This is a genomic window from Streptomyces sp. NPDC079020 (assembly GCF_044542225.1).
Taxonomy (GTDB): domain Bacteria; phylum Actinomycetota; class Actinomycetes; order Streptomycetales; family Streptomycetaceae; genus Streptomyces.
Genome location: NZ_JBITUB010000006.1, coordinates 420,316 through 444,318 on the forward strand (window position 1 = coordinate 420,316; position 24,003 = coordinate 444,318).

The following is a 24,003-nucleotide window of genomic DNA, read 5'->3' on the forward strand; positions in this document are numbered from 1 at the left end:
CGCGTGAATGGGTGTTGTGGTGAATGCGGGTGACGGAGTTTTCCACAACGCCGGAGTTGTCCACAGGGCTCAGCGGAATTCCGGCTGACGGTGGATCGTGAGGGGAGTTCGGCCGGGACGTCCGGCCGGGCTCCCCTCACTCGATTCCAGGTGGCGCCCATGTTTCCGACCGCTCCTTCCACGGCTCCCGTTCCTTCTGCCGCTCCTCACGTTCCGCCCGTTTCTCCTTCCGTTTATCCGCCTGTTTCTCCCTCTCTTTCTCCCTCTGTTTCTCCGCCCGCCTCCCCGCCTGTTTCTCCGCCCGCCTCTCCGCCCGTTTCTCGGTCCGTTTCTCCGTCCGGTCCTCCCCCCGGTCCGCCCTCCCGCTTCCGCCCGGACGCCGGTGTCAGGCCGCCCTGGCCGCCGGTGTCGGCGCCCGCGCCGGTCGGGGTGCCCCCGTTCGCCCCGCTGCGGGTGCGTGGCGGCGGGGTCCACCGGCTGCGGCGGATGCTGCGCGGGCAGCGGCGGGCGATGGCCGCGGGGCTCGCGCTGACGGCTGCCGCGCTCGCGGCCTCCGGTCTGGGCGGCGAGGAGGGGAGGGCCGCTTCCCCGGGTGCGGCTCCGGAGACCGGGCGGCCGTCGGTGCGGCTGGTGTCTGCACCGGTCCGGATCGCGGATGCGGCGACGGTCCGTCTGCTGCGGCCGGGCGACAGGGTCGATGTGATCGCGTCCGACGACGCGCAGAGGGATGCGCGGGTGGTGGCGAGAGACGTACGGGTGGCAAAGGTGCCACGGACCTCCGTGGAGGGCGCGGAGTTCACGGGTGCGGGCGGCGGGGCCGGTTCGGGCGACGGCGGCGCGCTGGTGTTGCTCTCCGTGAAGCGGGAGACGGCGGTGGCGCTGGCCGGGGCGGGCATGACGGGCCGGCTGGCCGTGGCGGTATCACATGCGTACTGACATGCTGCCAAGTCACCCTGGGGAAGTACCGAATTGGACAGTTTTGCCTTCACCCGCCTTAGGTTGCGGAGCAGTTTGCTCCTCCTACGGCACATGCGAAAGAAGGCTCACCTGTGAGCGAGAAGAAGGTCAGTCTGCTCGAAAGCTTCAAGGCCTTCCTGATGCGCGGCAATGTGATCGACCTCGCGGTCGCTGTCGTCATCGGTGCGGCCTTCACCAACATCGTGAACGCGATCGTCAAGGGCGTCATCAGCCCCCTGGTCGGTGCGTTCGGCACCCAGGACCTGGAGAAGTACCGCTACTGCCTGAAGGCCCCCTGCGTCACGGACCCGAAGGCGGGCACGACGGACGGCATCGAGATCCTGTGGGGTTCGGTGCTCAGCGCGGCACTCAGCTTCCTGATCACCGCCACGGTCGTCTACTTCCTGATGGTGCTGCCGATGGCCAAGTACCTCGCCAGGCGGGCAGCGATGCAGGCTGCCAAGGAAGGCGTGCAGGAGACGCTGGAGGTGAGCGAGCTGGAGGTGCTCAAGGAGATCCGCGACGCCCTTGTCGCGCAGCGCGGCAGCGGGCCGGGCGACGGCGGTGGCACGGCCCCCGGACAGGAGCGGGGCCGGTAGCGGCTCAGATGTGGTGGGGCGGCTTCTCGTCGAGGAAGCGCGCCAGATCGGCGGCGCTGCCGCCTGCCGGAGGCCGCTCACCCCACCCCCGGTCCGTATCGTCCGCGGACTGCTGGTCCAGTGGATCGTCGAAGATCAGAACCGGCTTGGGCTTCGGTTCCTGCGGCGGCTGCTCCTGGTGCTGCTGCGACGGCTTCGAATCTCGCGGTCCGGGGGCGGGGGCGGTGCTCATGTTTCCAGGGTACGGCGGCTCCCCGCGGGATGGCGGCCGTCAGCGGTCCTTCGGATCGATCAGCCAGAGCCCCATCACGACGAGGAACGACAGACAGAGGAAACCGGCCCCCCACCAGGCTGTTCCGGTGTTCCCCTCCATCCATTCGTCGATGATCACCGTCAGACCCCAGAGCTGCCCGATGACCACGGTCATGGCGAGGGTGAGGCGGGCCGTCAGTTTCGAGGAGCGCTCGGGTTCCTGGTCGGTTCCCGCGCCGGGGCCGGGGCCGGTGTGCCGGACCCGTGGGTCCCCGTAGCCGCTGGTGGCGCGGATCTGCGGATAGCGCTCATGGACGGGACGGTTCAGTTCGGGGCGGGCGCTGCCCGGGTGGTACTCCGGGTACCGCGGGTCCGAGGGCTGCCGCTGTTCGCTCATGTCCGCCTGCCGGGGGTCTCGGCTCGGGTCGCGCCGTTGTCGGTGTCGGCTGCTGTCGCTGCTCCCGCCGCCGCTGCGGCGGCACGGGACGGCGCCTCCGCGCCGCCCCCGGTACCGGGGCATCCGATGCGGGAGGCGAGGTCCGGGCGGTTTTCACCGAGCTGGCGGCAGAGCCCTTGCTCGATGCTCTCGCCGGAGCGGGTGGTGCCGATCGCCCAGACGCTGCCGTCGGTCTGTTCGGTGAGGACCACCTTGGGCAGTCCGCGGGGCGGCGGTCCGGCGGTGACCTCTCCGGACCGGGCGTCGAAGACGCCCTCGTGGCAGGGGCAGTACAGCTCGCCCTCCGTTCCCCGGTCCTTGCGCCAGAGCACGGCGCAGGCGAGATGGGTGCAGACCGCGGAGTAGCCGACGAGGGTGCCGTCGTTGAGCCGGACGGCGACGGCCCTGTCCTCCTCGCCCGGGTAGCGGAAGGCGATGGATTCGCCGGGCAGGAGCTGGGGGGTGATCCGCTTGGGCTCGGGGGCCTTGCCGTCCTCCCCGTCGCCGTGGCGGTGCAGGATGCCGCTCGCCACTCCGAGGCCGCCGACGGCGAGCCCGCCGGAGACCGTGGCGACGATCCGGAGGTAGTCGCGCCGGGTGGTCAGGGAGTCGGCGGCGATCCGGTCGTGGAGCGCCTCGCGCGGGTCCCCGCCGTTGCCCCGGTCGCCGCCCGGCTGCTGTTCGGTGACGCTCATCGGCGGACGTCCTTCCCGTTGATCTCGACGACGGGAAGACCGCCGGGTACCGGCCACTGGACCTTGTCGGCGGGGACGACCATGGCCACGCCGGTGCGGACCTCGGTCTCGCCGAACACGAAGGTGTCGGCGACCTGGACGCCGGGGCGTTCGGCCTGGAGTTCCTCGAACGTCCCGTAGAAGAGCGCTCCGGTGGGGCAGACGGTGGCGCACATGGGGGCGAGACCGTAGGCGGTCCGGTCGTAGCAGAGGTTGCACTTCATCTGCAGCTTCGCCTGGAGGTCGATCTTCGGGACGCCGAAGGGGCAGGCGTTGACGCAGTTGGCGCAGCCGATGCAGCGGGTGGTGTCGGCCTGCTGCACCACACCGTCGGCGGTGACGAGGATCGCGTCGGCGGGACAGACCTCGGCGCACGGGGCGACCGGGTCCTCGCAGTGCATACAGACCGTGGGGAGGGAGGCGACGGACCGGCCCTCGTCGGTGTAGTCGAGGTGGATCATCGATTTACCGCGGTGCGAGTCGCATTCGCGGCAGGCGGAGACACAGGCCTGGCAGCCGATGCAGCGCCCCGGGTCGATGAAGATCGTTCTGCCCATCATGCGGGGCTCAGCTCCTCTCCGAGGTGCCACGGCCCTGCGGGGCGGTGGGAGGCAGCGGGTCGGTACGGGACACCTGGGTCTCCGGATAGGCGACATGGCCGGGGGCGACCGGAGGCGCGGGGACCTCGTCGATCTTCTCCGCGTGCTCGATGCGGCACGCGCACACCTTGTATTCGGGAATCTTGGAACGGGGGTCGAGGGCATCGATGGTGAGGGCGTTGGCCGAGGTGGGAACCGGCCAGTGGTACGGGATGAAGACGGTGTCGGGGCGGATCGCCTCGGTGACCAGGGCGGGGAAGACCTCGCTGCCGCGCCGGGTGACGACGCGGACGGGTTCGCCGTTGCGGAAGCCGTGGGAGGGGTGGATCTCGGCCCAGGGGCGCGGGGTCTGTTCGACGAGGGCGCCCAGGCGGCGGGTCTGGTTGCCGGAGAGGAAGTGCGCGACGGTGCGTCCGGTGGTGAGCGACATGGGGTGCTCGTCGTCGTACGGGTCCATCGGCGGGTGCCATTCGACGACCTGCATATGGATCTTGCCGTCGGGGTGGTAGGTCTTCCCGTCCTCGAAGAGCCGGGGGGTGCCGGGGTGGTCGGTGGAGGGGCAGGGCCAGACGATACCGCCGGTCTCCTCCAGCCGTTCGTAGGTGATGCCGTAGTAGTCGTTGACCGTTCCGGCGGAGGCGACGCGCAGCTCGTCGAAGACCGCCCGGGAGTCGGCGAAGGCGAACTTGTCCCCCGCGCCGAGGCGCCGGGCGAGCTCGCACATCACCCAGGTGTCGGTGCGTACGCCGGGGGGCGGTTCCTGGGCCTTGTTGTGCTTGACCACCCGGGCCTCGGCGTTGGCCATCACCCCGTCGTCCTCGGCCCAGGTGGTGACGGGGAAGACGACATGAGCGTTGGCGGCGGTCTCGGAGAGGAAGAAGTCGAATTGGGCATGGAATTCGGTGGCGTCGTACCCCTCCTTGACGACCTTGTAGTTGGGCAGGGAGACGAAGGGGTTGTTGCAGATGCCGATCAGGCCGCGGATCTCGCGGCGCTGCATCTGCCAGATCATTTCCATCATCGAGGTACCGGCGGGCGGGAGTTCGGACTCCTCGATGCCCCAGATCTCGCAGATCTGCCGCCGGTGCTCCTCGTTCATGATCGAGCGTCCGCCGGGAAGGAGGTCGGACTTCTGGCCGTGTTCGCGGCCGCCCTGCCCGTTGCCCTGGCCGGTGATGGTGCCGTAGCCGGCTCCGGGCCTGCCGATGTGGCCGGTGGCGGCGCAGAGGTTGATCACGGAGAGGCAGTTCTCGACGCCCTGCGAGTGGTGCTCGATCCCCCGGGCGTGCCAGGCCATGGCCCTGGACGCGCGGGCGAAGGCTCGGGCGACCTGGACGATCTGCTCGGCGGGGACCCCGCAGATCCCGGCGGCGCGGGACGGCGGGTATTCGGCGGCGTTGGCCTTGACCTCCGCCCAGCCGGTGGCGTGGGCGGCGAGATAGTTCTCGTCGGTGAGGCCCTCCTCGATGACCACGTTGAGCACGGAGTTGAAGAAGGCCGAGTCGGTGCCGGGCTTGAGCGCGACATGGATGTCCGCCGTGCGGGCGATCGCGGTCTCGCGGGGGTCGATGACGATGAGGCTGGCGCCGCGGTCCCGGGCCCCCCACACGTACTGGGTCATCACGGGGAAGCACTCGCCGATGTTGGAGCCCGCGATGAGCAGGCAGTCGGTGAGCAGGATGTCGGAGAAGGGGTTGCCGGCCCGGTCGATGCCGAAGGCGAGCTTGTTGGCGCCCGCCGCGCTGACCATGCAGAGCCTGCCGTTGTAGTCGACATGCCGGGACTTGAGGGCGACCCGGGCGAACTTGCCGACCAGATACGTCTTTTCGGAGAAGAGGCTGGCACCGCCGAGAAGCCCGAAGGCATCGTTCCCGTGCGTCTGCTGGATGCGCCTGATCTCGGAGACGGTGAAGTCGAGCGCCTCGTCCCAGGAGACCTCGCGGAAATCCTCGTCGCGGGAGCGGCGCATGAGCGGGGCGGTGAGCCGGTCGGGGTGGTTGACCTGCTGGTAGGCGTTGATGCCCTTGGGGCACAGCCGCATCCGGTTGATGTCGTGGTTGCGGGGTTCGACGCCGAAGACCTTGCCGCCGCGGTCGACCCGGAGATACATCCCGCACTGGATTCCGCAGAAGCAGCAGTGGGTCGGTACGAGCGTCTCGCCGTCCTGGTCGGCGCGCCACCGGTCGGCCGGGATCCCCCCGGCGTCCCGGAAACCGCGGGTGCCGGGCGGTGCGAGGGAGGGGTCGAGGGAGAGATGCGTACGGCGCTCGGCAGCTCGCGGATCCGCGGTCACTGGAAGCCCTTCTTCACATGGGAGAGGTAGGCGCTGCCCCGCAGCACCCGCTTGCATCGCGGGCAGTACTCGGCCCATTCGTCGAAGTCGAGCCGGAGGTCGCGCATGGTGCCGCGCAGGTTCTCGACGTACGGCCCCGTGTCGATGGGCTCCTCGCAGCGGCGGCAGGCGAAGACCTGGTCGTCCTCGCGGCCGGTGTACTTGAACAGCTGCATGCCGACCGCGGCCGGGCGCTGGACGATGTGGAAGAACTTCCCGAAGGGGATGTAGATGAGGGTGAAGACCACCGAGACCATGTGGAGGATCGCGAGGAACTCGTAGCCGCCGCCGTGCAGGAAGATCGAGGAGAAGGTGAGCAGCAGGCCCGTCACGGAGATGACGATCAGAGCGATCAGCGGCACCAGGTCGTAGGCGAAGCGCTGGCCGGTGATGGCACCGCGGTCCTTCATCCGGCGCCAGAGGAAGTACGAGGCGCCGGGGATGACGAGCACGGCGGCGATGTCCAGGCCGTGGAACATCAGCCAGCCGAGGATGTTCAGCGAGTCGAAGCCGAGGATCTTGAAGCCCCAGATCCGCATCTCGTAGCCGGGGCCCGAACCGCTGCCCGAGGTGAAGGTGAACCAGCCCCAGGTCAGCGGGAAGGTGATCAGGGAGGCGAGGACGCAGCCCCAGAAGATCAGCTGGTGGGCGGCCCAGCGGGCGTGCGACCTGGCGCCGAGGAACTTCTGGAAGCCCAGATAGGTGGCGATCATCTTCGGCAGGGCGGTGGGGGCCCTGCGGAAGTTGGCGGCCGAGAAGAGGCTGCGCCAGCCCTGGGTGAAGAGGCGGCGGGCGCCGGGCGCGGAGATCCAGACCGTGTAGCGGTAGGCGACACCGAAGGCGAGGAAGACGGTGGCGACGGCGTACGGGAGGAGCGCCGAGTCGAAGTTGTGGAGCATCCGGCTGCCGAACACGATCGCGAGGATCAGCAGGACGGAGACGGCCACTCCGGCCAGCGTCGCGCGGCTGCTGACGGACGGGGCGTCCGGAGCGAATCCGGCGGTCCCCGGGCCCTCGCCGGGATCGGAGACGGTGCCCGGTCCGGTGGGACCGCCGGGGGTGGGCCGCTCGGCTGCGGCGGAGGCTTCTGGTGGCTCGGTCACCCGGCCACCGTAGGGACATATGAGGAGCTTGGTCCCGTTTTAGTCGACCAGGGGGTGAACGAGTCGCCCGGACAGTCGTAGAACGGCCGGGGAACGGCGAGGGAGGAAACGGAGGGGCGGAGGGGCGCTGTCAGACGGCCCGCAGTCCGTGGGCCTCGAAGAGCGACCGGGCGGCCGCGACCTGCTCGGGCGTGGGAGAGGGGGTCCCGTGCAGTGTGAAGGGCTTGCCCAGCGCCTGCCACTTGGCCTCGCCCAGCTTGTGGAAGGGCAGGACGTCGACGCGGGAGACATTGCCGAGGGAGGCGGCGAACGAGGCGACGCCCTCGATGTTGCCGGGGTCGTCCGTCAGCCCGGGCACCAGCACGAACCGGACGTGCACCTCCTTGCCCAGGCCTGCGAGGCGGCGGGCGAAGTCCAGGGTCGGCTCCAGCTGCCGGCCGGTGACCTTCCGGTAGGTCTCGCGGTCCCAGGACTTGATGTCGAGGAGGACCAGGTCGACATCGCGCAGCATCGCGTCGGTGGCACGGGCGCCGAGGAAGCCGGAGGTGTCCAGGGCCGTGTGCAGGCCGAGCTCGTGCTTGAAGCGGTGGAAGAGCTCACCGGCGAAGACCGGCTGGAGCAGCGGCTCACCCCCGCTGATGGTGGCACCGCCGCCGGCGGCCCGGATGAACGTCGTGTACTTGGCTGCCTCCGCGACCAGGTCACCGGCCGCCATGCGCGTACCGCTGCGCATCCGCATGGTGTCGGGGTTGTGGCAGTACAGACAGGCCAGCGGGCAGCCGGCCAGGAAGGTGACGAAACGCGTGCCGGGTCCGTCGACACCCGTCGACAGGTCCCAGGAATGGACCGAGCCGGAGATCGGCCGGTGGGTGGCCGCACCCGCCGGAGTGACGGGGGTGAGGGAGTTGTCGAGGATCAGGGCCATGGCAGGGGCCTCCTGTGCGGACGGCTGGCAGTGGGCTGCGGAGCGGGGTGGAGGCGCGCGACGCCGGGGCCCTACGGGGGAAGGGCACCCGACGCCGCGCGGTTCTGGGGGCTCGGCCGGGGCCGGTGGACCGGGGCCCGGGCCCCGGGGCCGGTCAGAGCGAGCCGTGGAAGGTGCGGTGGATGACGTCGAGCTGCTGCTCGCGGGTCAGCCGCACGAAGTTGACCGCGTATCCGGAGACCCTGATGGTCAGCTGGGGATAGTTCTCCGGGTGCTCCATGGCGTCCTCCAGGGTCGCCTTGTTGAGCACATTGACGTTCATGTGGAAGCCGTCGCTGGCCATGAAGCCGTCCAGCACACCGGAGAGGTTCGCGATCCGCTCCTCGGGGGTCCGGCCGAGCGCGTCCGGCGTGATGGTGTTGGTCAGCGAGATGCCGTCCTCGGCGTCGTCGTAGGGCAGCTTGGCCACCGACAGCGCGGAGGCGATGTAGCCGTGCTCGTCGCGTCCGTTCATCGGGTTGGCACCGGGGGCGAACGGTTCGCCGGAGCGGCGGCCGTCCGGGGTGTTGCCGGTCTTCTTGCCGTAGACGACGTTGGAGGTGATCGTCAGCACCGACTGGGTGTGCACCGCGTCCCGGTAGGTGGGGTGCTTGCGGACCTTCTCCATGAAGTCGTGGACGATCCCGCGGGCGAGGGAGTCGGCACGGTCGTCGTTGTTGCCGTACGCCGGGTAGGTGCCCTCGATCTCGTAGTCGGTCGCGAGCCCCGTCCCGTCCCGGATCACCCTCACCCGGGCGTACTTGACGGCCGAGAGGGAGTCGGCGGCGACCGAGAGGCCGGCGATGCCGCAGGCCATGGTGCGCAGGATCTCCCGGTCGTGGAGGGCCATCTCCAGCCGCTCGTAGGCGTACTTGTCGTGCATGAAGTGGATGACGTTCAGCGCGTGCACATACGTCCTGGCCAGCCAGTCCAGCATCGCGTCGTACCGCTCGGCGAGGGTCTCGTAGTCGAGGTACTCATCGGTGATCGGCTCGAAGCCGTCCACCACGAGCTTGCCGGACCGTTCGTCGCGGCCGCCGTTGATCGCGTACAGCAGCGCCTTGGCGACATTGACCCGGGCGCCGAAGAACTGCATCTGCTTGCCCACCGCCATGGCGGAGACGCAGCAGGCGATCGCCGTGTCGTCGCCGTACTTCGGGCGCATCAGCTCGTCCGACTCGAACTGGATCGCCGAGGTGTCGATGGCGACCCGCGAGGCGAACTCCTTGAATCCGGCGGGCAGCCGCCGCGACCAGAAGACCGTGAGGTTCGGCTCGGGGGCCGGGCCCAGGTTGTAGAGGGTCTGCAGGGCACGGAAGGTGGTGCGGGACACCAGCGGGCGGCCGTCCTCACCGATCCCGGCCATCGACCAGGTGACCCAGGTCGGGTCGCCGGAGTACAGGTCGTTGTACTCCGGGGTGCGCAGGAAGCGGATGATACGGAGCTTGATGACGAAGTCGTCGATGAACTCCTGCGCCTGCTCCTCGGTCAGCAGCCCGCGCTCGATGTCGCGCTGGAGGTAGATGTCGAGGAAGTTGTCGATGCGGCCGATCGACATGGCCGCGCCGTTCTGCTCCTTCACCGCGCCGAGGTAGCCGAAGTACAGCCACTGCACGGCCTCGCGGCCGGTGCGGGCGGGGCCGGAGATGTCATGGCCGTACGACATCGCCATGACCTTCAGCTCGTTCAGCGCCTTGATCTGCTCGGAGATCTCCTCGCGGTCCCGGATGACGTGCTCGGTCGCCCATTCCTCGCCGAGCGCGGCCTTCTCGGCCTCCTTGGCGGCGATCAGGCGGTCGACACCGTAGAGGGCGACGCGGCGGTAGTCGCCGATGATGCGGCCGCGGCCGTAGGCGTCGGGCAGCCCGGTGATGATGCCGGAGGAGCGGCAGGCACGGATCTCGGGGGTGTAGGCGTCGAACACGCCCTCGTTGTGGGTCTTGCGGAGATGGGTGTAGATCTCCCTGACCTCGGGGTCGGCCTCGTAGCCGTACGCGTCGAGAGCGCCCTCGACCATCCGCCAGCCACCGTTGGGCATGATGGCGCGCTTGAGCGGGGCATCGGTCTGGAGGCCGACGATCAGATCACGGTCGGCGTCGATGTAGCCGGGCTTGAACGCGTCGATCCGGGACGGGGTCCTCACATCCACGTCGAGAACGCCCTTGGCGATCTCCTCCGGGAACAACGCGAGGAGCTTCTCCCAGACCGCCGTGGTCCTGGCGGTGGGGCCGGCGAGGAAGGAACCGTCGCCCTCGTACGGGGTGTAGTTCTGCTGGACGAAGTCGCGGACGTCGATCGCGTCCCGCCACAGCCCGCCCTTGAAGCCGTCCCAGGCTCCGCTGTCCGTCATCGTCTCCGCAGCAGCTGCCGTCATGGCCCGTACCTTCCGATTCCGTCCGTGCGCCTCTTTGTCGCTGCCTCCATTCCACGCCCGATTTCCGCCTCTGGATGGCCGCATTGGTCCCCGGCGAAAGGCCGAAGGTCCCCATTGTTTTCGCGCGGGCGCGAGCACACCCCCTCTGAGCTGCATGTTTCTTAGGGACTTTGGACCATAGTTCGCTTGTGAAAACTTTCACAAGAAATTTCCCGGCCCTTGGCGCCCGCCTCGCCTGTACGTTCGTCCGCACAGCCCGCAGCATCACCGCCGAGCCGCCCGAGGCCCGAGCAGCCCAGTTCCGAGGAGCATGTGATGACCCGTGAAGACCCCCGCCGCGGCCCGGAGCCGCCGAGGATGGACGCGCTGACCGATGTGGCCGGAATTCGCGTCGGCCATGCCCGGGTGGCCGGCGAGGGCGCCCTGAGCGGAACCACCGTCGTACTGGCGCCCGAGGGCGGCGCCGTGGCCGCCGTGGACGTGCGCGGCGGCGGACCGGGCACCCGGGAGACGGACGCGCTGGACCCGCGCAATCTGGTGCAGCGGGTCGACGCGGTGGTCCTCACGGGCGGCAGCGCGTACGGCCTGGACGCCGCGTCCGGTGTGATGGCCTGGCTGGAGGAGCAGGGCCGGGGCGTCAGGGTCGGACCCCGCACTGACCAGGTGGTACCGGTGGTGCCGGCCGCCTGCCTCTTCGACCTGGGGCGCGGCGGCGACTGGCGGGCCCGCCCCGACGCCTCGACCGGCCGCGCCGCGGTGATGGCCGCCGCCGCCTCGGAATCAGGGGCGCCGGTGGCCGAGGGCGCCGTCGGTGCGGGGACCGGGGCGGTGGCCGGGCAGCTCAAGGGCGGCATCGGCACGGCGAGCGTGCGGCTCGCCTCCGGGGTGACCGTGGCCGCGCTCGCCGCGGTCAACGCGGCGGGGTCGGCCCTGGACCCGAGGACCGGGGTGCTCTACGGGGAGTACGGCGCGGGGGAGCCGCCCGCGCATCCGTCGCCCGAGGCGCACAGTGAGGCGCTGAGGCGGCTCGCACGGGCGCAGGAGGCGCATGAGGCGGCCGGGGGCGGCGTCCCGCCCTTCAACACCACCATCGCCGTCGTCGCCACCGACGCCGCCCTTGTACGGGCCCAGGCGCAGAAGCTGGCGGGCACCGCGCACGACGGACTGGCGCGCGCGGTGCGCCCCGTCCATCTGCTGACCGACGGGGACACGGTCTTCGCCCTGGCCACGGGGCAGTTGCCGCTCGCGCCGGAAAATCCGGTAGCGCTGAACGAGATCCTCGCGGCGGGCGCCGACACCCTCGCCCGCGCCATCGTGAAGGCGGTGCGCGCGGCCGAGGGAACCGAGGGCCCGGGGGGCGCGTTCCCCTCGTACACCGACCTCTACGGCGGCTGACGTGAACGGCGCCCAGGGGCAGCGGCACGCGCGAACGGCAGCCGCCGAGACATCGCCACCGAGGGGGCGCACGGCCACCCGACTGACCGCCCCGGCAAGGAAGTTCACCCGAACCTGCCGAAATCGTCCGGGAACTTTCTGCGTGTGCCCTACGTTTTTACGAACCCCGGTCACGATGTCAGACCCAGGGACTACGTTATGCACGCATCAAGTAACACGCGGCGACGGCCTGGAGACAGCACCTTGAGCGATCCGTATGAGACAACCGAGCAGCACCTCGACCGACTCCTGCGACGCGCCCTCAACTCGTTCGACCTGCCCGACATCACGGTCGACCGACTCGGTACGGCTCTGGCGCACAGCAGTGCCCTGCATTCCTCGCACCACAGCTCCGTCCTGCACCGTGAGACCTACCGGCACACCTATCTCCTCTCCGACGGCTCCGCCCTGACCCTGTGGGAGCTGGTCCACAGCGGCGGCCGCGACATCACGGTCCCCCGCCGTCACGAGCTGTACGACGACGAGGCCGACGCCCACGTCGCCGCCACCAGGCTGGCCGGGAGCTTCTCGGACGCCCCGGTCTTCGGCGACGACAGCCCACAGCCGGACCTGGAGGTCCTCACCCTCCTGATGTCCGCTCCCCCGGCCCCGCTGCCCCGGATGTACGCACCGGACAACTCGGCGGACCACGCCCGCCGGGTCCTGCGCCGCGCGGAGAACGGCGACCGGCCGGGCGAGGAGACCGCCCGGATGCTGCGGGCCGCCTTCGCCCACCACATCACCCAGATCTTCGGGCGCCAGTGCCGTGTCGACGGGCAGGACGCGGGCTTCACGCTCTACGAGCACGCCTTCCTGCTGCTGGACGGCAGCGAGACGAGCCTGTGGGAGGTCGAGCACACGGCGACCCCGGACGGCCGCCACATGTGCGAGGTGTACAGGGCCGAGCACGACGCCCGCGCGGCCATGGAGAACCGCACCCGGATCTGCTGACCCACGCACAGCTGCCCGTGCCCCCTGTTGCGAACAGGGGGCACGGGCAGCCGTCGCGGCCGGGACACCGGCCGGACATCGGTGAGGTCGTGTCAGCGCGCCGGGACGCCGGCGTGTTCGGTATGTCCGCGCGCGCCGGTACGTCCGCGCCGGTACATCAGCGCGCCAGTACGTCCGCGCCGGTACATCAGCGCGTCAGCGCCGGCTCCTTGGTGGCCTCCGTGTCACCGGCCCCGGCAGCGGCACCAGCACGACCCGCGACGTCCGCCACGTCCGCGACCTCCACGCCCGCCGCGCCGTCCACCTCCGTGAGGTCGTCCCCCGCGCCCTCCACATGGGCCCGCGGCCTGGCGGGCAGCGCGAACATCACCAGGAAGATCACCGCGAGCACTCCGGCCACCCACCACAGCGACTGCTGGAACGCGTCCACGAACGCCGGGCCCACCGCCTCCGGGCCGAGCCGGTCACCGATCGCCCCGAAGAAGACGACCGACACCAGCCCCAGCCCCAGCGCCGTACCCATCTGCTGGACCGTGTTGATCAGCCCGGACGCCGATCCCGCGTGCTCCTTGGGCACGTCGGAGAGCACCGCGTCCGTCAGCGGGGCCACGATCAGCCCCATCCCCACGCCCATGACCACCAGCGGCAGGGCCATCTGCCATGCCTCGATGCCCATGCCGTACCGCTCCGCCTCCCAGATGTAGTACGGCGATGCCCGCGGCGAAGCTCTTGACGCGGAACAGCGACAGCTCGATGAGCGGCGAGGCGTCCGCACGGGCCTTGTTCCGCTCGTAGGCGATCAGCGCCAGGAACACGAGCAGACTGCCCACCATCGATACGTGGCCCCAGAGCGGCCAGCCCAGCTCACGGCCGCGGGTGAGCGGGTACAGCAGCATCAGCAGGCCCAGCGTGACCAGGACGACGCCCACCAGGTCCAGGCGGAGCGCCTTCGGCGCCTTGGACTCGCTGATGAACCTGCGCCCCAGGATCAGTCCCGCGATGCCGACCGGCAGGTTGATCAGGAAGATCGGCCGCCATTCGAGCCCGAAGAGGTTCCACTCGGTGAGCAGCGCGCCCAGCAGCGGTCCGGAGACGGCGCCGAGTCCGACGATCGCCCCGAACAGGCCGAAGACCTTGCCGCGCTCGTGCGCCGGGAAGGTGGCGTGGACGATCGAGAGCACCTGCGGCACCATCAGCGACGCCATGCCGCCCTGCAGGATGCGGGAGGCGACCAGCATCTCCGGGTTCGCGGCGAAGCCGCAGAGGGCCGAGGCGAGGGTGAAGCCGCCGATGCCGATGAGGAAGAGCCGCTTGCGGCCGTAGATGTCGCCGAGCCGGCCGCCGGTGATCAGCCCGGCGGCGAACGCGAGGGCGTATCCGGCGGTGATCCACTGGATCGAGGTGAAGGAGGCGCCGGTGTCCTCCTTGATGCTCGGGATGGCGATGTTGACGATCGTGACGTCGACCAGGTCCATGAAGGCAGCGGTCATCACGATGGCGAGCGCGAACCAGCGGCGCCTGTCGGCGGGGGCCACCGGGGCTGTCGGCCCCTGCGGCTCCAGGGGTGCGGCCGCCGTGGACGGCAGTGATTCGGAAGAAGGCATGCGGAGAAGCTAGAGGCCCATTAGGTCAGTTCATGACCTGTTGGACCGGCATCCTGAACCCATGACCGATACCCCGGCACGACTGCTGAATCTGCTGTCGCTCCTCCAGACGCCCCGCGAGTGGCCGGGCAGCGAACTTGCCGAACGGCTCGACGTCAGCCCGCGAACGATCCGCCGCGACATCGACCGGCTGCGCGACCTGGGCTATCCGGTCGAGGCCTCGCGCGGTTCGGTCGGCGGCTACCGCCTCGTCGCCGGCGCCGCCATGCCCCCGCTGTTGCTGGACGACGAGGAGGCGGTGGCCATCGCGGTGGGGCTGCGGGCAGGCGCCGGGCATGCCATCGAGGGCGTCGACGAGGCCTCCGTACGCGCCCTGGCGAAGCTGGAACAGGTGCTGCCCTCACGGCTGCGGCACCGGGTCTCGGCGCTTCAGCACGCCACGGTCCCGCTGACCCGGGGCGACGGTTCCCTCATCGATCCGCACACCCTGACGACGCTCGCCTCGGCGGCCACCGGGCAGGAGCGGCTGAGGTTCACCTACCGGAAGGGGGACGGCACCGAGACGAAGCGGCAGGTCGAGCCGTACCGGCTGGTGAGCACCGGGCGGCGCTGGTACCTGGTCGCGTACGACCTCCAGCGCGAGGACTGGCGTACGTTCCGGGTGGACCGGGTCAGTGAGCCGTTCGCGACAGGGGCCCGGTTCGTTCCCCGGCCGCTGCCCGGTGAGGACGGTGAGGACGGGGATGACAGCGGCAACGGCGGCAACGGTGGGAACAGCGTGGCCGGCGGGACGGGCGGGAACAGCGGGAAGGGCAAGGGCGGCGGGAACGGCCGGGGCGGCGAGCCCGGCGGAGGCACGAGGGGCGGCGGGAGCGGGGACGCCGCGAAGTTCCTCGCCCGTTCGATGGCCCGGATGAAGCCGGAGCTGCGTTTCGACGTGAGCTTCGGGGCGCCCGCGGAGTTCGTGGCGGCGCGGCTGCCCGCGACTCTCGGTGCGCCGGAGGTGACCGGGGAGCGGAGCTGCCGGCTGCGCGCCGTCGCCTCCGACTCGCTGGAGTGGCTGGCACTGCGGCTGGCACTGGTGGACTGCGAGTTCTCGGTGCACGGTCCGCCGCAGCTGGTGGAGTACGTCGCCGGGCTGGGCGCCCGCCTGGCACGCGCCGCGCGCCCCGGCCAGGACCCCGCGTCCCCCGCGGAAGCACCGTCGGCACCGGCGGCACCGCCTGCCACATCCTGAGCGCCGAGCCCCGCACACCTGGCGGGAGGCCCCGCACACATGAATGAGCCCCGGCGCCGGGGGGGGTGGGCGCCGGGACTCAGCTCAGGGGACCGGCATGAACCGGTCGGGTGGGCCGGTGCGAACCGGCTTGATTGGGAGGTTACGGGTTATTGGCTCACGCCGCAGCGTCAAAGCCCGTGTCGTGAGCCATTCGCTTCAATTCGAGCAATGCGTGCTTCTCGATCTGGCGGATCCGCTCCCGGGTGAGGCCGTGTTCCTTGCCCACCTCGGTCAGGGTCCGCTCGCGGCCGTCCTCTATGCCGTAGCGCATCTTGATGATCGAAGCCGTCCTGTTGTCCAGCTTGCCGATCAGGTCCTCCAGCTCCTCGCTGCGCAGCAAGGTCATCACGGACTGCTCGGGCGAGACCGCGGAGGTGTCCTCCAGCAGGTCACCGAACTGCGTGTCGCCGTCGTCGTCCACGGACATGTTCAGGCTGACCGGGTCACGGGCCCAGTCCAGGACATTGCCGACCCGCTCGGCGTTGGAGTCGAGCTCGGCGGCGATCTCCGCGTGCTCGGGGTCGCGCCCGTGCTCGCGGTTGAACTCGCGCTGCACCCGGCGTATCCGGCCGAGCTCCTCCACCAGGTGGACGGGGAGCCGGATGGTGCGGGACTGGTCGGCTATGGAACGCGTGATGGCCTGGCGGATCCACCACGTCGCGTACGTGGAGAACTTGAAGCCCTTGGCGTAGTCGAACTTCTCGACCGCGCGCACCAGGCCCGCGTTGCCCTCCTGGATCAGGTCGAGCAGGGGCAGCCCCGCCCGCGGGTAGCGTCGGGCCACGGCAACGACGAGTCGGAGGTTGGAACGGATGAATATGTCCTTGGCGCGCTCGCCCTCGGCGACCAGCGCCTCCAGCTCCTCACGCTTCGCTCCACCGGCTTCGCTCTCCACCTCGCCGTCGAGGATCTTCTGGGCGTAGACGCCCGCCTCGATGGTCTGCGAGAGATCGACTTCCTTCGCGGCGTCGAGCAGTGGTGTGCGTGCGATCTCGTCCAGGTACATGCCGACCAGGTCGCGATCGGCGATCTCGCCTGTGGCGCGAACACTGCTTGCCCGGTCGGTCCCACCGGTGGTGGACGAACGACGGGCGACGGCACGGGTTGCCATGCGTGCTCCCTTGCTATGTAGGTCGCGACACCCTTCCGGGTGCCCTGCATCCGATGGAAACAACGACTGGAATCCGGACAGAATTCCCATGCCACTCATTCATTTTCGCGATCATGCAGTACCCTGTCCGGCGCCGACCGCTGGAGGCATGCCGCCCGCACCCGCGGAAGCGCAGGTCAGGACCGGTACGGAAGCCGATCCGGAGGCGCTCACGGACATCTGCCACCATGTCGCCCGTGAGACCGCGCTCACACGCGAACGGCCCCTTTCACCCGACGCTCCCCACGGCGCCCCCACCCCTGAGGACGGCCCTTAACGTCCACTGGTTGCTCAGGATGTCCGCATTGTCGAGCGGGCGGCCGGAGACCCGGGGCGGCCTTGCGGGCACGCCCACCGCCGCACGGCCCGCGCCCAACCCGCGCACGGCCCGCGTTCCGCCGCCGCACAGCCCGCCCCGGAACGCGCACGGCCCCGGAACCAGGGCCGCGGACCGATACAACCGGGACCGCAGCCCGATCCCGACCGGGACCCCGGACCGATCCCGACCGGGACCACAGCCCGATACACGCCGCCCTGCGGCTCTCTAGCGTGAAGTGGCATGGACGACACCACAGGCACCCTGGACGAAGCCCTGGAACGCCTTCATCTCTCGGGCCCCGAGCGCAACGGCTGGCTCAGCAATCACGGGCCGATGGCCGTGGAGGCGCTGGTACGGCACGGCCAGGCCGCGGCCGTGCACCGCTGGCTCGACCACTACCGGGCGAAGCTGGAGGACATGCCGGACACCGGTTCGCCGGTGACAGCGCACAACTGGCGGGAGGCGCTCGGCGATCCGCGCCGCATCGCCGACTGGACGGCGTACTTCGGGCAGGAGACGGCCGAGCGCCCCTGGCGCGACGTGCTCGCCGAGTGGTGGCCCGCCCTGCTGCCCGGTATCGCGGCGGGCGCCACCCACCCGGTGATCCGGGTCGGCCACTCCGTACGCACCCTGCTGGCCGGGGAGCCGACCGTGCCCCGCATCCAGGAGCTGGCACACGCTCTCGGCTACTGGGCCGCCCGGCACCAGCCGCTGCCGGACCTCGCCACGTTCGCCCCCGCGCCGAGCGCCGCCGCCGCGCTGGACGCGGTCCCCGCGGTGGCCGTGCAGAGCGGCGGCGTACGGGAACGGCTGGCGCAGCTCACCGGGTTCCCGGGCTGGCCCGGGCGGCCCCCCGCCGGCCCGGACGCCGCCCGCACCGCGCTGGAGGAGCTGGTCCGGGCCTCGACCCACCGTTACGCCACTCACGGGTACGGCGAGCCGATCATGCTGGTCCACGCGGCGACCGCCCCCAACGCGGTGCTGCGCACCCTGCCCGCGCTCCCCCGCGAGCTGTGGGCGCCGAGCCTGGCGGCGGCCTGGGCCGCGAGCGCCGCGGTCACCGCCGCCTACACACCCGCCTCCCCCGCCCCCTACGCCCCGGCGGCCACCACGGCCGAGGAACTGTTCGAGCGGGCCGCCGCACACGGCGACGACCACACCATCAAGTTCACCGACACCGCACTGGACGTCGGCGACGCGACCGCCCTCGCGGCGGCCCGGCGCGCGATCGAGCTGAACCCGCCGGTCCTGTAGGAAGAAACTCAGCCGAACTGCACCGAGCGCTTCGCCAGCCCCATCCAGAATCCGTCGATGACGCTGCGCCCCCGGTCGAGCTCGTCCTCCGAGGCACCCAGCGTCACGAACAGGGGCGCGAAGTGCTCGGTGCGCGGGTGCGCCAGCCGGCCCGCCGGGGACTTGTGCTCGAAGTCCAGCAGAGCATCGATATCCTGCTCCTGGAGCGCCCGGTTGCCCCAGTCGTCGAACTCGGCCGACCAGCCGGGAGTGCCGCCGCCCGGGTGCCGCAGGGCCGCCAGGTTGTGCGTGAAGAAGCCGCTGCCGACGATCAGTACGCCCTCGTCGCGCAGAGGGGCGAGTTTGCGCCCGATGTCCATCAGCTTCCGGGGGTCCAGCGTGGGCATGGAGATCTGGAGTACGGGGATGTCGGCGCCCGGGAACATCTCCACCAGCGGTACGTACGCGCCGTGGTCGAGCCCGCGGTCCGGGATGTCCTGCACCGGCGTACCGGCGCCGCGCAGCAGTTTGCGTACGCTCTCCGCCAGCTGCGGAGCGCCCGGCGCGTCGTAGCGCACGGCGTAGTAGTGCTCGGGGAAGCCCCAGAAGTCGTAGACCAGCGGCACGGGCTCGGTGGCGCCCAGCGCGAGCGGGGCCTCCTCCCAGTGCGCGGACACCATCAGGATCGCGCGGGGCCGGGGCAGTCCCGCGGACCAGGCGGCGAGCTGACCGGGCCAGACCGGATCGTCGGCGAGTGGCGGGGCACCGTGCGAGAGGTAGAGGGCGGGCATCCGCTCAGCGGTGACAGTCATGGCACTTCCCCAATCCACGGTGGCTCAAGGCAGGCGCTCCCCGGGTCACACAAGGCCATACTCAGGGGTTCCTTCTTCAGGATTCCTGCGTAACCTTCCGGCGATGCTTCTTGAATCTTCAAGTTCCTATCTCTGGAGACCTTAGCCTCATCTAGTTAAACTTTCAAGAAAAGGTCGTACAGTGGAGTACATGACCACGGCATCCACCAGCGCACCGCGCTGGCTCACCGACGACGAACAGAGCGTCTGGCGTGCCTATCTGCATGCCACCACGCTCCTGGAGGATCACCTCGACCGCCAGTTGCAGCGCGACGCCGGCATGCCGCACATCTATTACGGACTGCTCGTCCAGCTCTCCCAGGCCCCCCGGCGCCAGATGCGGATGACCGAGCTGGCCAGGAACGCGAAGATCACCCGTTCCCGGCTCTCGCACGCCGTCGCGCGGCTGGAGAAGAGCGGCTGGGTGCGGCGCGAGGACTGCCCCTCCGACAAGCGCGGCCAGAACGCGGTGCTCACGGACGAGGGCCACGAGATGCTCCGCCGCTCGGCACCGGGGCACGTCGCCGCCGTACGGCAGGCGATGTTCGAACGGCTCACGCCCGAGCAGGTGCGCAGCCTCGGCGAGATCATGCGGGTGCTCGCCACCGGCCTGGAGCCGGAGGGTACGGACGCGGATCTGCCCTGGCTCCGCTGAGCGGGGCCAGGGCGGATCACGTCCAGCCGAGTACGGGTACCGGCGGGTGTCAGTGCGCGATGACGGGGATCTTGAACTCGTCCTCGGCACCGGCCCCGGAGCCCCGGCCCGAACCGGCCGAACCGGCCGAACCGGCTGACCCCGCCGAACCCGGACCCACGCCCGGCCCGGCGCCCGGACGCCCGGTGTTGATCATCGTCACCGCGATCGCGGAAGCCGCTACGAGGATGCCGACCGCCCACCAGATGGCACTGGCGAAACCGCTGACCATCGCCTGGAGCTCCAGGAGCTTCGGGTCCGTGGCGCGGGCGGCGTGCTCGGCGACGTACGCCGTGGTGGCGCCGGCCGCGATGGTGTTCAGCAGCGCCGTACCGATGGCACCGCCGACCTGCTGCGAGGTGTTGACCATCGCGGAGGCGACACCCGCGTCACGCGGTTCGATGCCGTGCGTGGCCAGGGACATGGCGGGCATGAAGGCCGTGCCCATGCCGAGGCCGAGCAGCAGCTGACCGGGCAGGATGACGCTCGCGTAGCTGGTGTCGATGTCCAGCTGGGTGAGGAACAGCATGCCGAGGGCGGCGACGAGGAAGCCGGGGCCCATCAGCAGGCGCGGGGGCACACGGGTCATCAGCCGGGTGCCGATCTGGGTCGAGCCGGTGATCATGCCCGCGATCATCGGGAGGAACGCGAAACCGGTCTTGACCGGCGAGTACCCCTTCACGACCTGGAGGTAGTAGGTCAGGAACAGGAACAGGCCGAACATCGCGATGACGGCGAGACCCAGCGAGAGGTAGACCCCGCCGCGGTTGCGCTCGGCCAGGACGCGCAGGGGCAGCAGCGGCGACTTCACCCGCGACTCGGTCACGACGAAGGCCAGCAGCAGCGCCCCGGCCGCGACGAACATGGAGACGGTCAGCGTGTCGGACCAGCCGGCCGACTCGGCGCGGGTGAACCCGTACACCAGGGCGACGAGGCCGAGCGTGGACAGGACCACACCGGGGACGTCGAGCGGCGAGCGGTTGCGGCCGCCGGCCGGCTCACGGATGACGAAGTACGCGCCCGCCGCGGCGACCACCGCGAACGGGATGTTGACGAAGAAGGTCCAGCGCCAGTTCAGGTACTCGGTGAGGAAGCCGCCCAGGATCAGGCCGACCGCGCCACCGCCACCGGCGATGGCCCCGTAGATGCCGAACGCCTTGGCGCGCTCCCTGGCATCGGTGAACATCACGGCGAGCAGCGAGAGTGCGGCCGGCGCGAGCAGCGCGCCGAAGGCACCCTGCAGCGCGCGGGAGCCGAACATCATCGCCTCGCCCGTGGCCGCTCCCCCGAGGGCGGAGGCCAGCGCGAAGCCGATCAGGCCGACGACGAACGTGCGCTTGCGGCCCCAGAGGTCGGCGATGCGTCCGCCGAACAGCAGGAGTCCGCCGAAGGCGAGCGCGTAGGCGGTGATGACCCACTGCTTGTTGCCCTCGGAGATCCCGAGGTCCGTCTGGGCGGACGGCAGCGCGATGTTCACGATGGTCGCGTCGAGGACGACCATCAGCTGGGCGAGCGCGATGAAGGCCAGGGCTTTCCAGCGACTCGGGTCGGGAAGCAGGGTGTCGGCCGTTTTGGACATGGGAGTAGCCACCTAGGGACGTGCGAGGACGCGAAAGGAGCGTCGTGAAGGTCTGAAGGTCGTGGGTGTCGTGAAGGTCGTGGGAGTCGTCCGGGCCGCGGAGGCCGTGAACGCCGGGCAGGTCGTGAAAGTCGTGGAGGCCGTGCGGACCATGCAGGTCGTGCGGGCCGTGCGGGTAGTTCAGGCCATGCGGGTAGTCAGCGGGCGGAAATGAGCGCACGCCGGAGCCCGCGCGTGGCACCCGTGCGCACACGGAGGCGTACGAAGGCGTACGAAGGCGTACGGAGGCGTGGGTGAAGTCGTCGGCCGGGCGGCCCCCGGGCCGGAAAGGTCAGATGGGCGCGGGCGTCAGGAACGACGCCGCAGGTCCTCCAAGGTCGCCGCCGATCCGGGCAGTACGGAGCGGGCCGGGGCTTCCAGGCCGTCCAGGAACAGCTGCAGATGGCGGTGGGTGAACCGGTCGATGTCCAGGCAGGCGGTGCCGGGCAGCGGCCGGGTGAGCTGGGAGAGGGCGACGAGTACGTCACCGACGGCGATGTCGGTGCGCAGCCGCCCCGCGGTCATGGCCCGCCGCACAAGCCCTTCGACGGCCTCTTCGAGGCGCCGGCGCTCGGCGAGCAGGTCGGGGTGGTCCTTGTCGAAGACGCCGGAGAGCATCGGACACAGGGCGCCGATCCGTTCGTCGGCGGCCGCGTGCACGAAGCGGCTGAGCGCGGCGAACGGGTCGGACTCCGCCGCCACGGCCTCTTCGGCCCGGTCGGTGGTGCGCGAGGTGACCGCGAGGACGACCTCGTGGGTCAGCGCCGCCCGGTCTGGGAAGTTCCGGTAGAGCGTGGCATTGCCGACTCCGGCCCGGCGCGCGACATCGTCGAGCGGGACATCGGGCCCGAACTCGACGAACATCTCGCGGGCGGCCGTCACGATCCGCTCCCGGTTGCGCAGCGCGTCGGCCCGCGGACGGGGCGTACGGCGCCGGGCTGCCGGTGCTGCGGTTTCGTCGACGGTCTGCACGACTGCGGCCTTCCCTCTGGGTGTCCGGTCGATCCCTCCGGGTAACCGGGGATCATTTCCCCGTTTCGTTGGGGACACAGATGCAAACGGGGAGGGGCTCCCCGGTTATTTCCCTCCACGGAGTGACCCGAGTCACACCACCTGACGGGAAAACCCTCCGATCGGCGCACCCAGCGAGCGGCACCGCACCGCCCGGCACAGGCTGATCGCCAGAGCGCAGTCAGGGGCCGGCCGACTGCCGCGGACCCGAAGGCGCCTGAAATGCAGCAGCCCCGCCACCGGATACGCAGATACCGCCGACCGGCCGCACTCGCCGGAGCGACCGCCCTGGTCATCGCGGCCATGGCCTCGGCCAGCTCCACCCTCCCCGTGTCCGGGCCCGCCGCCGCGGGCCCGGTGGCCACCGTGCCGGAGTCCGGGCACGGCCCCTGCCGGATCCCGGCCACCATGGGCGTACAGATGTCGGAGGGCATGCCGACCCCGCCCGGCTACTCCCGTTCCACCGGCCAGGTCCGAGCGCTCAACCTGATGATCGACTTCCCGGACGCACCGGGGTCCGGGACGGCCGAGGACCGGCTCGCGGAGTTCTTCCCACAGACCTCGGACTGGTTCCGGACCAGCTCCTACGGCCGGCTCGACTACCGGCCCGAGGCCCCGGTGAAGACCTGGCTGCGGATGCCGCTGCCGTTCACGGAGTACGGGATAGAGCGCGGCTCGCCCTACGAACCCGGCTACCGCAAGCTCGTCAAGGACCTCGTCGCCGTCGCCGACCCGAAGGTGGACTTCTCCGCGTACGACCTGGTCAATGTGCTGGTCACCCCGAACGCCGGACCCTCGGCGCTGGACACCGTCCTGTCGGTGACCTTCTCCGGCAACGACGACGCCCCGTACGCGGACGGTGTCCCGCTCGCCAACACCTCGTTCGTCTACAGCCGCCAGGACGACGGCTCCGGCTCGTACGCCGCGACGGGCTACCGCGTCCTGCCGCACGAGAACGGCCATGTCTTCGGGCTGCCCGACCTCTACACCATGGAGGGCGGCGGCTCCGTCGGGCACTGGGACATCATGTCCGAGGACTGGGGGGCCAACAACGACTTCCTCGGCTGGCACAAGTGGAAGCTCGGCTGGCTCGACAACAACCAGATCAGCTGCGCCTCCCGGCCCGGCACCAGCGACCACGTCCTCGGCCCGCTGGCCACCACCGGCGGCACCAAGCTCGCCTTCGTGCCGCTGGGCACCCAGTCCGGCTACGCGGTGGAGGTACGGACGGCCACGGGCAACGACGAGGCGGTCTGCCGGCCCGGCGTACTGGTCTACAAGGTCAGCTCCGACGTGGACACCGGCCAGGGCCCGGTCTCCGTCGCGGACAGCACCGAGGACAGCGGCGGCTGCACCCGGCGGCCCAATGTGCACGCCGAGCTGTCCGACGCGCCGTTCCGGCCCGGCGAGACGTTCACCGACCGGGCCAACGGCATACGGATATCCGTGCTCGGCAAGGACTCGGCGGGCGACTACCGGATACGGATCACCCGCCCCTGACCCCTGGCC

Annotated in this window: 20 protein-coding genes and 1 pseudogene; 8 read left to right on the forward strand and 13 right to left on the reverse strand. The window is 70.5% G+C overall.

The window, feature by feature from the left end; genetic code table 11:
• The first annotated feature begins 405 nt into the window (after positions 1–405).
• Together ACIGJO_RS15930 and mscL are read left to right on the forward strand one after the other, a co-directional pair.
• Positions 406–936 carry an RcpC/CpaB family pilus assembly protein gene (locus tag ACIGJO_RS15930; RefSeq protein ID WP_399958008.1) on the forward strand — a complete coding sequence of 177 codons (531 nt, stop codon included), beginning with the start codon at positions 406–408 and terminating at the stop codon, positions 934–936.
• Between the two features lie 113 nt (positions 937–1,049).
• Positions 1,050–1,556, forward strand: a complete 507-nt coding sequence (gene mscL / locus ACIGJO_RS15935) for a large conductance mechanosensitive channel protein MscL (protein WP_399958009.1) — start codon at positions 1,050–1,052, stop codon at positions 1,554–1,556.
• 4 nt (positions 1,557–1,560) lie between these two features.
• Here the strand turns inward: mscL and ACIGJO_RS15940 are convergent, their stop codons facing one another.
• From ACIGJO_RS15940 to pflB, 8 genes are all read right to left on the reverse strand, one after another.
• Positions 1,561–1,788: a hypothetical protein gene (locus ACIGJO_RS15940; protein ID WP_399958011.1), complete on the reverse strand. Its 228-nt coding sequence runs from the start codon at positions 1,786–1,788 to the stop codon at positions 1,561–1,563.
• Positions 1,789–1,827: 39 nt separating this feature from the next.
• Entirely contained in the window at positions 1,828–2,205 is a 378-nt protein-coding gene (locus ACIGJO_RS15945; protein WP_399958013.1) for a hypothetical protein, read from the reverse strand.
• On the reverse strand, positions 2,202–2,939 hold the full coding sequence (locus ACIGJO_RS15950) for a ubiquinol-cytochrome c reductase iron-sulfur subunit (protein ID WP_399958015.1): 738 nt from the start codon (positions 2,937–2,939) through the stop codon (positions 2,202–2,204). The genes ACIGJO_RS15945 and ACIGJO_RS15950 overlap by 4 nt, the downstream gene beginning before the upstream one ends.
• Complete coding sequence (locus ACIGJO_RS15955; RefSeq protein WP_329943854.1) at positions 2,936–3,538, reverse strand: 4Fe-4S dicluster domain-containing protein; 603 nt, start codon at positions 3,536–3,538, stop codon at positions 2,936–2,938. Before ACIGJO_RS15955 ends, ACIGJO_RS15950 begins: the two co-directional genes overlap by 4 nt.
• A 7-nt stretch (positions 3,539–3,545) precedes the next feature.
• On the reverse strand, positions 3,546–5,870 hold the full coding sequence (locus ACIGJO_RS15960; protein ID WP_399958020.1) for a molybdopterin oxidoreductase family protein: 2,325 nt from the start codon (positions 5,868–5,870) through the stop codon (positions 3,546–3,548).
• The gene (locus ACIGJO_RS15965; protein WP_399958023.1) at positions 5,867–7,012 is read right to left on the reverse strand and encodes an MFS transporter; all 1,146 of its coding nucleotides are present in this window, start codon (positions 7,010–7,012) and stop codon (positions 5,867–5,869) included. Before ACIGJO_RS15965 ends, ACIGJO_RS15960 begins: the two co-directional genes overlap by 4 nt.
• 130 nt (positions 7,013–7,142) lie before the next feature.
• Positions 7,143–7,937, reverse strand: a complete 795-nt coding sequence (gene pflA / locus ACIGJO_RS15970; protein WP_266922803.1) for a pyruvate formate-lyase-activating protein — start codon at positions 7,935–7,937, stop codon at positions 7,143–7,145.
• A gap of 154 nt (positions 7,938–8,091) precedes the next feature.
• On the reverse strand, positions 8,092–10,350 hold the full coding sequence (pflB, locus tag ACIGJO_RS15975) for a formate C-acetyltransferase (RefSeq protein ID WP_399958027.1): 2,259 nt from the start codon (positions 10,348–10,350) through the stop codon (positions 8,092–8,094).
• Positions 10,351–10,665: 315 nt separating this feature from the next.
• On the opposite strand from pflB, the gene ACIGJO_RS15980 reads away from it, so the two are divergent.
• Together ACIGJO_RS15980 and ACIGJO_RS15985 are read left to right on the forward strand one after the other, a co-directional pair.
• Positions 10,666–11,745, forward strand: a complete 1,080-nt coding sequence (locus ACIGJO_RS15980) for a P1 family peptidase (RefSeq protein ID WP_399958030.1) — start codon at positions 10,666–10,668, stop codon at positions 11,743–11,745.
• Positions 11,746–11,988: 243 nt separating this feature from the next.
• Entirely contained in the window at positions 11,989–12,735 is a 747-nt protein-coding gene (locus ACIGJO_RS15985) for a DUF6227 family protein (protein WP_399958033.1), read from the forward strand.
• Positions 12,736–12,922: 187 nt separating this feature from the next.
• Here the strand turns inward: ACIGJO_RS15985 and ACIGJO_RS15990 are convergent.
• Positions 12,923–14,339, reverse strand: a pseudogene (locus ACIGJO_RS15990) (MFS transporter).
• A gap of 61 nt (positions 14,340–14,400) precedes the next feature.
• On the opposite strand from ACIGJO_RS15990, the gene ACIGJO_RS15995 reads away from it, so the two are divergent.
• Complete coding sequence (locus tag ACIGJO_RS15995; protein WP_399958036.1) at positions 14,401–15,576, forward strand: helix-turn-helix transcriptional regulator; 1,176 nt, start codon at positions 14,401–14,403, stop codon at positions 15,574–15,576.
• Between the two features lie 157 nt (positions 15,577–15,733).
• On the opposite strand, the gene ACIGJO_RS16000 is transcribed toward ACIGJO_RS15995, so the two are convergent.
• Positions 15,734–16,729: an RNA polymerase sigma factor RpoD/SigA gene (locus tag ACIGJO_RS16000; protein WP_399958039.1), complete on the reverse strand. Its 996-nt coding sequence runs from the start codon at positions 16,727–16,729 to the stop codon at positions 15,734–15,736.
• Positions 16,730–17,327: 598 nt separating this feature from the next.
• Here ACIGJO_RS16000 and ACIGJO_RS16005 point away from each other — a divergent pair.
• Entirely contained in the window at positions 17,328–18,341 is a 1,014-nt protein-coding gene (locus tag ACIGJO_RS16005) for a questin oxidase family protein (protein ID WP_399958042.1), read from the forward strand.
• An 8-nt stretch (positions 18,342–18,349) separates the two neighbouring features.
• Here ACIGJO_RS16005 and ACIGJO_RS16010 read toward each other — a convergent pair whose 3' ends face one another.
• Positions 18,350–19,132, reverse strand: a complete 783-nt coding sequence (locus ACIGJO_RS16010) for a dioxygenase (protein ID WP_399958045.1) — start codon at positions 19,130–19,132, stop codon at positions 18,350–18,352.
• A gap of 181 nt (positions 19,133–19,313) precedes the next feature.
• Here ACIGJO_RS16010 and ACIGJO_RS16015 point away from each other — a divergent pair, with 181 nt between their 5' ends.
• Positions 19,314–19,826 (forward strand): MarR family winged helix-turn-helix transcriptional regulator, encoded by a 513-nt coding sequence (locus tag ACIGJO_RS16015; protein ID WP_399958048.1) that lies wholly within the window; start codon positions 19,314–19,316, stop codon positions 19,824–19,826.
• Positions 19,827–19,875: 49 nt separating this feature from the next.
• On the opposite strand, the gene ACIGJO_RS16020 is transcribed toward ACIGJO_RS16015, so the two are convergent.
• Positions 19,876–21,444, reverse strand: coding sequence for an MFS transporter (locus tag ACIGJO_RS16020; protein WP_399958051.1), 1,569 nt, complete (start codon positions 21,442–21,444; stop codon positions 19,876–19,878).
• Between the two features lie 348 nt (positions 21,445–21,792).
• Positions 21,793–22,455 carry a TetR/AcrR family transcriptional regulator gene (locus ACIGJO_RS16025; RefSeq protein WP_399958054.1) on the reverse strand — a complete coding sequence of 221 codons (663 nt, stop codon included), beginning with the start codon at positions 22,453–22,455 and terminating at the stop codon, positions 21,793–21,795.
• A 261-nt stretch (positions 22,456–22,716) separates the two neighbouring features.
• Between ACIGJO_RS16025 and ACIGJO_RS16030 the strand changes: the two genes are divergently transcribed.
• Positions 22,717–23,994, forward strand: coding sequence for a M6 family metalloprotease domain-containing protein (locus ACIGJO_RS16030; RefSeq protein ID WP_399958057.1), 1,278 nt, complete (start codon positions 22,717–22,719; stop codon positions 23,992–23,994).
• Positions 23,995–24,003 lie beyond the last annotated feature (9 nt).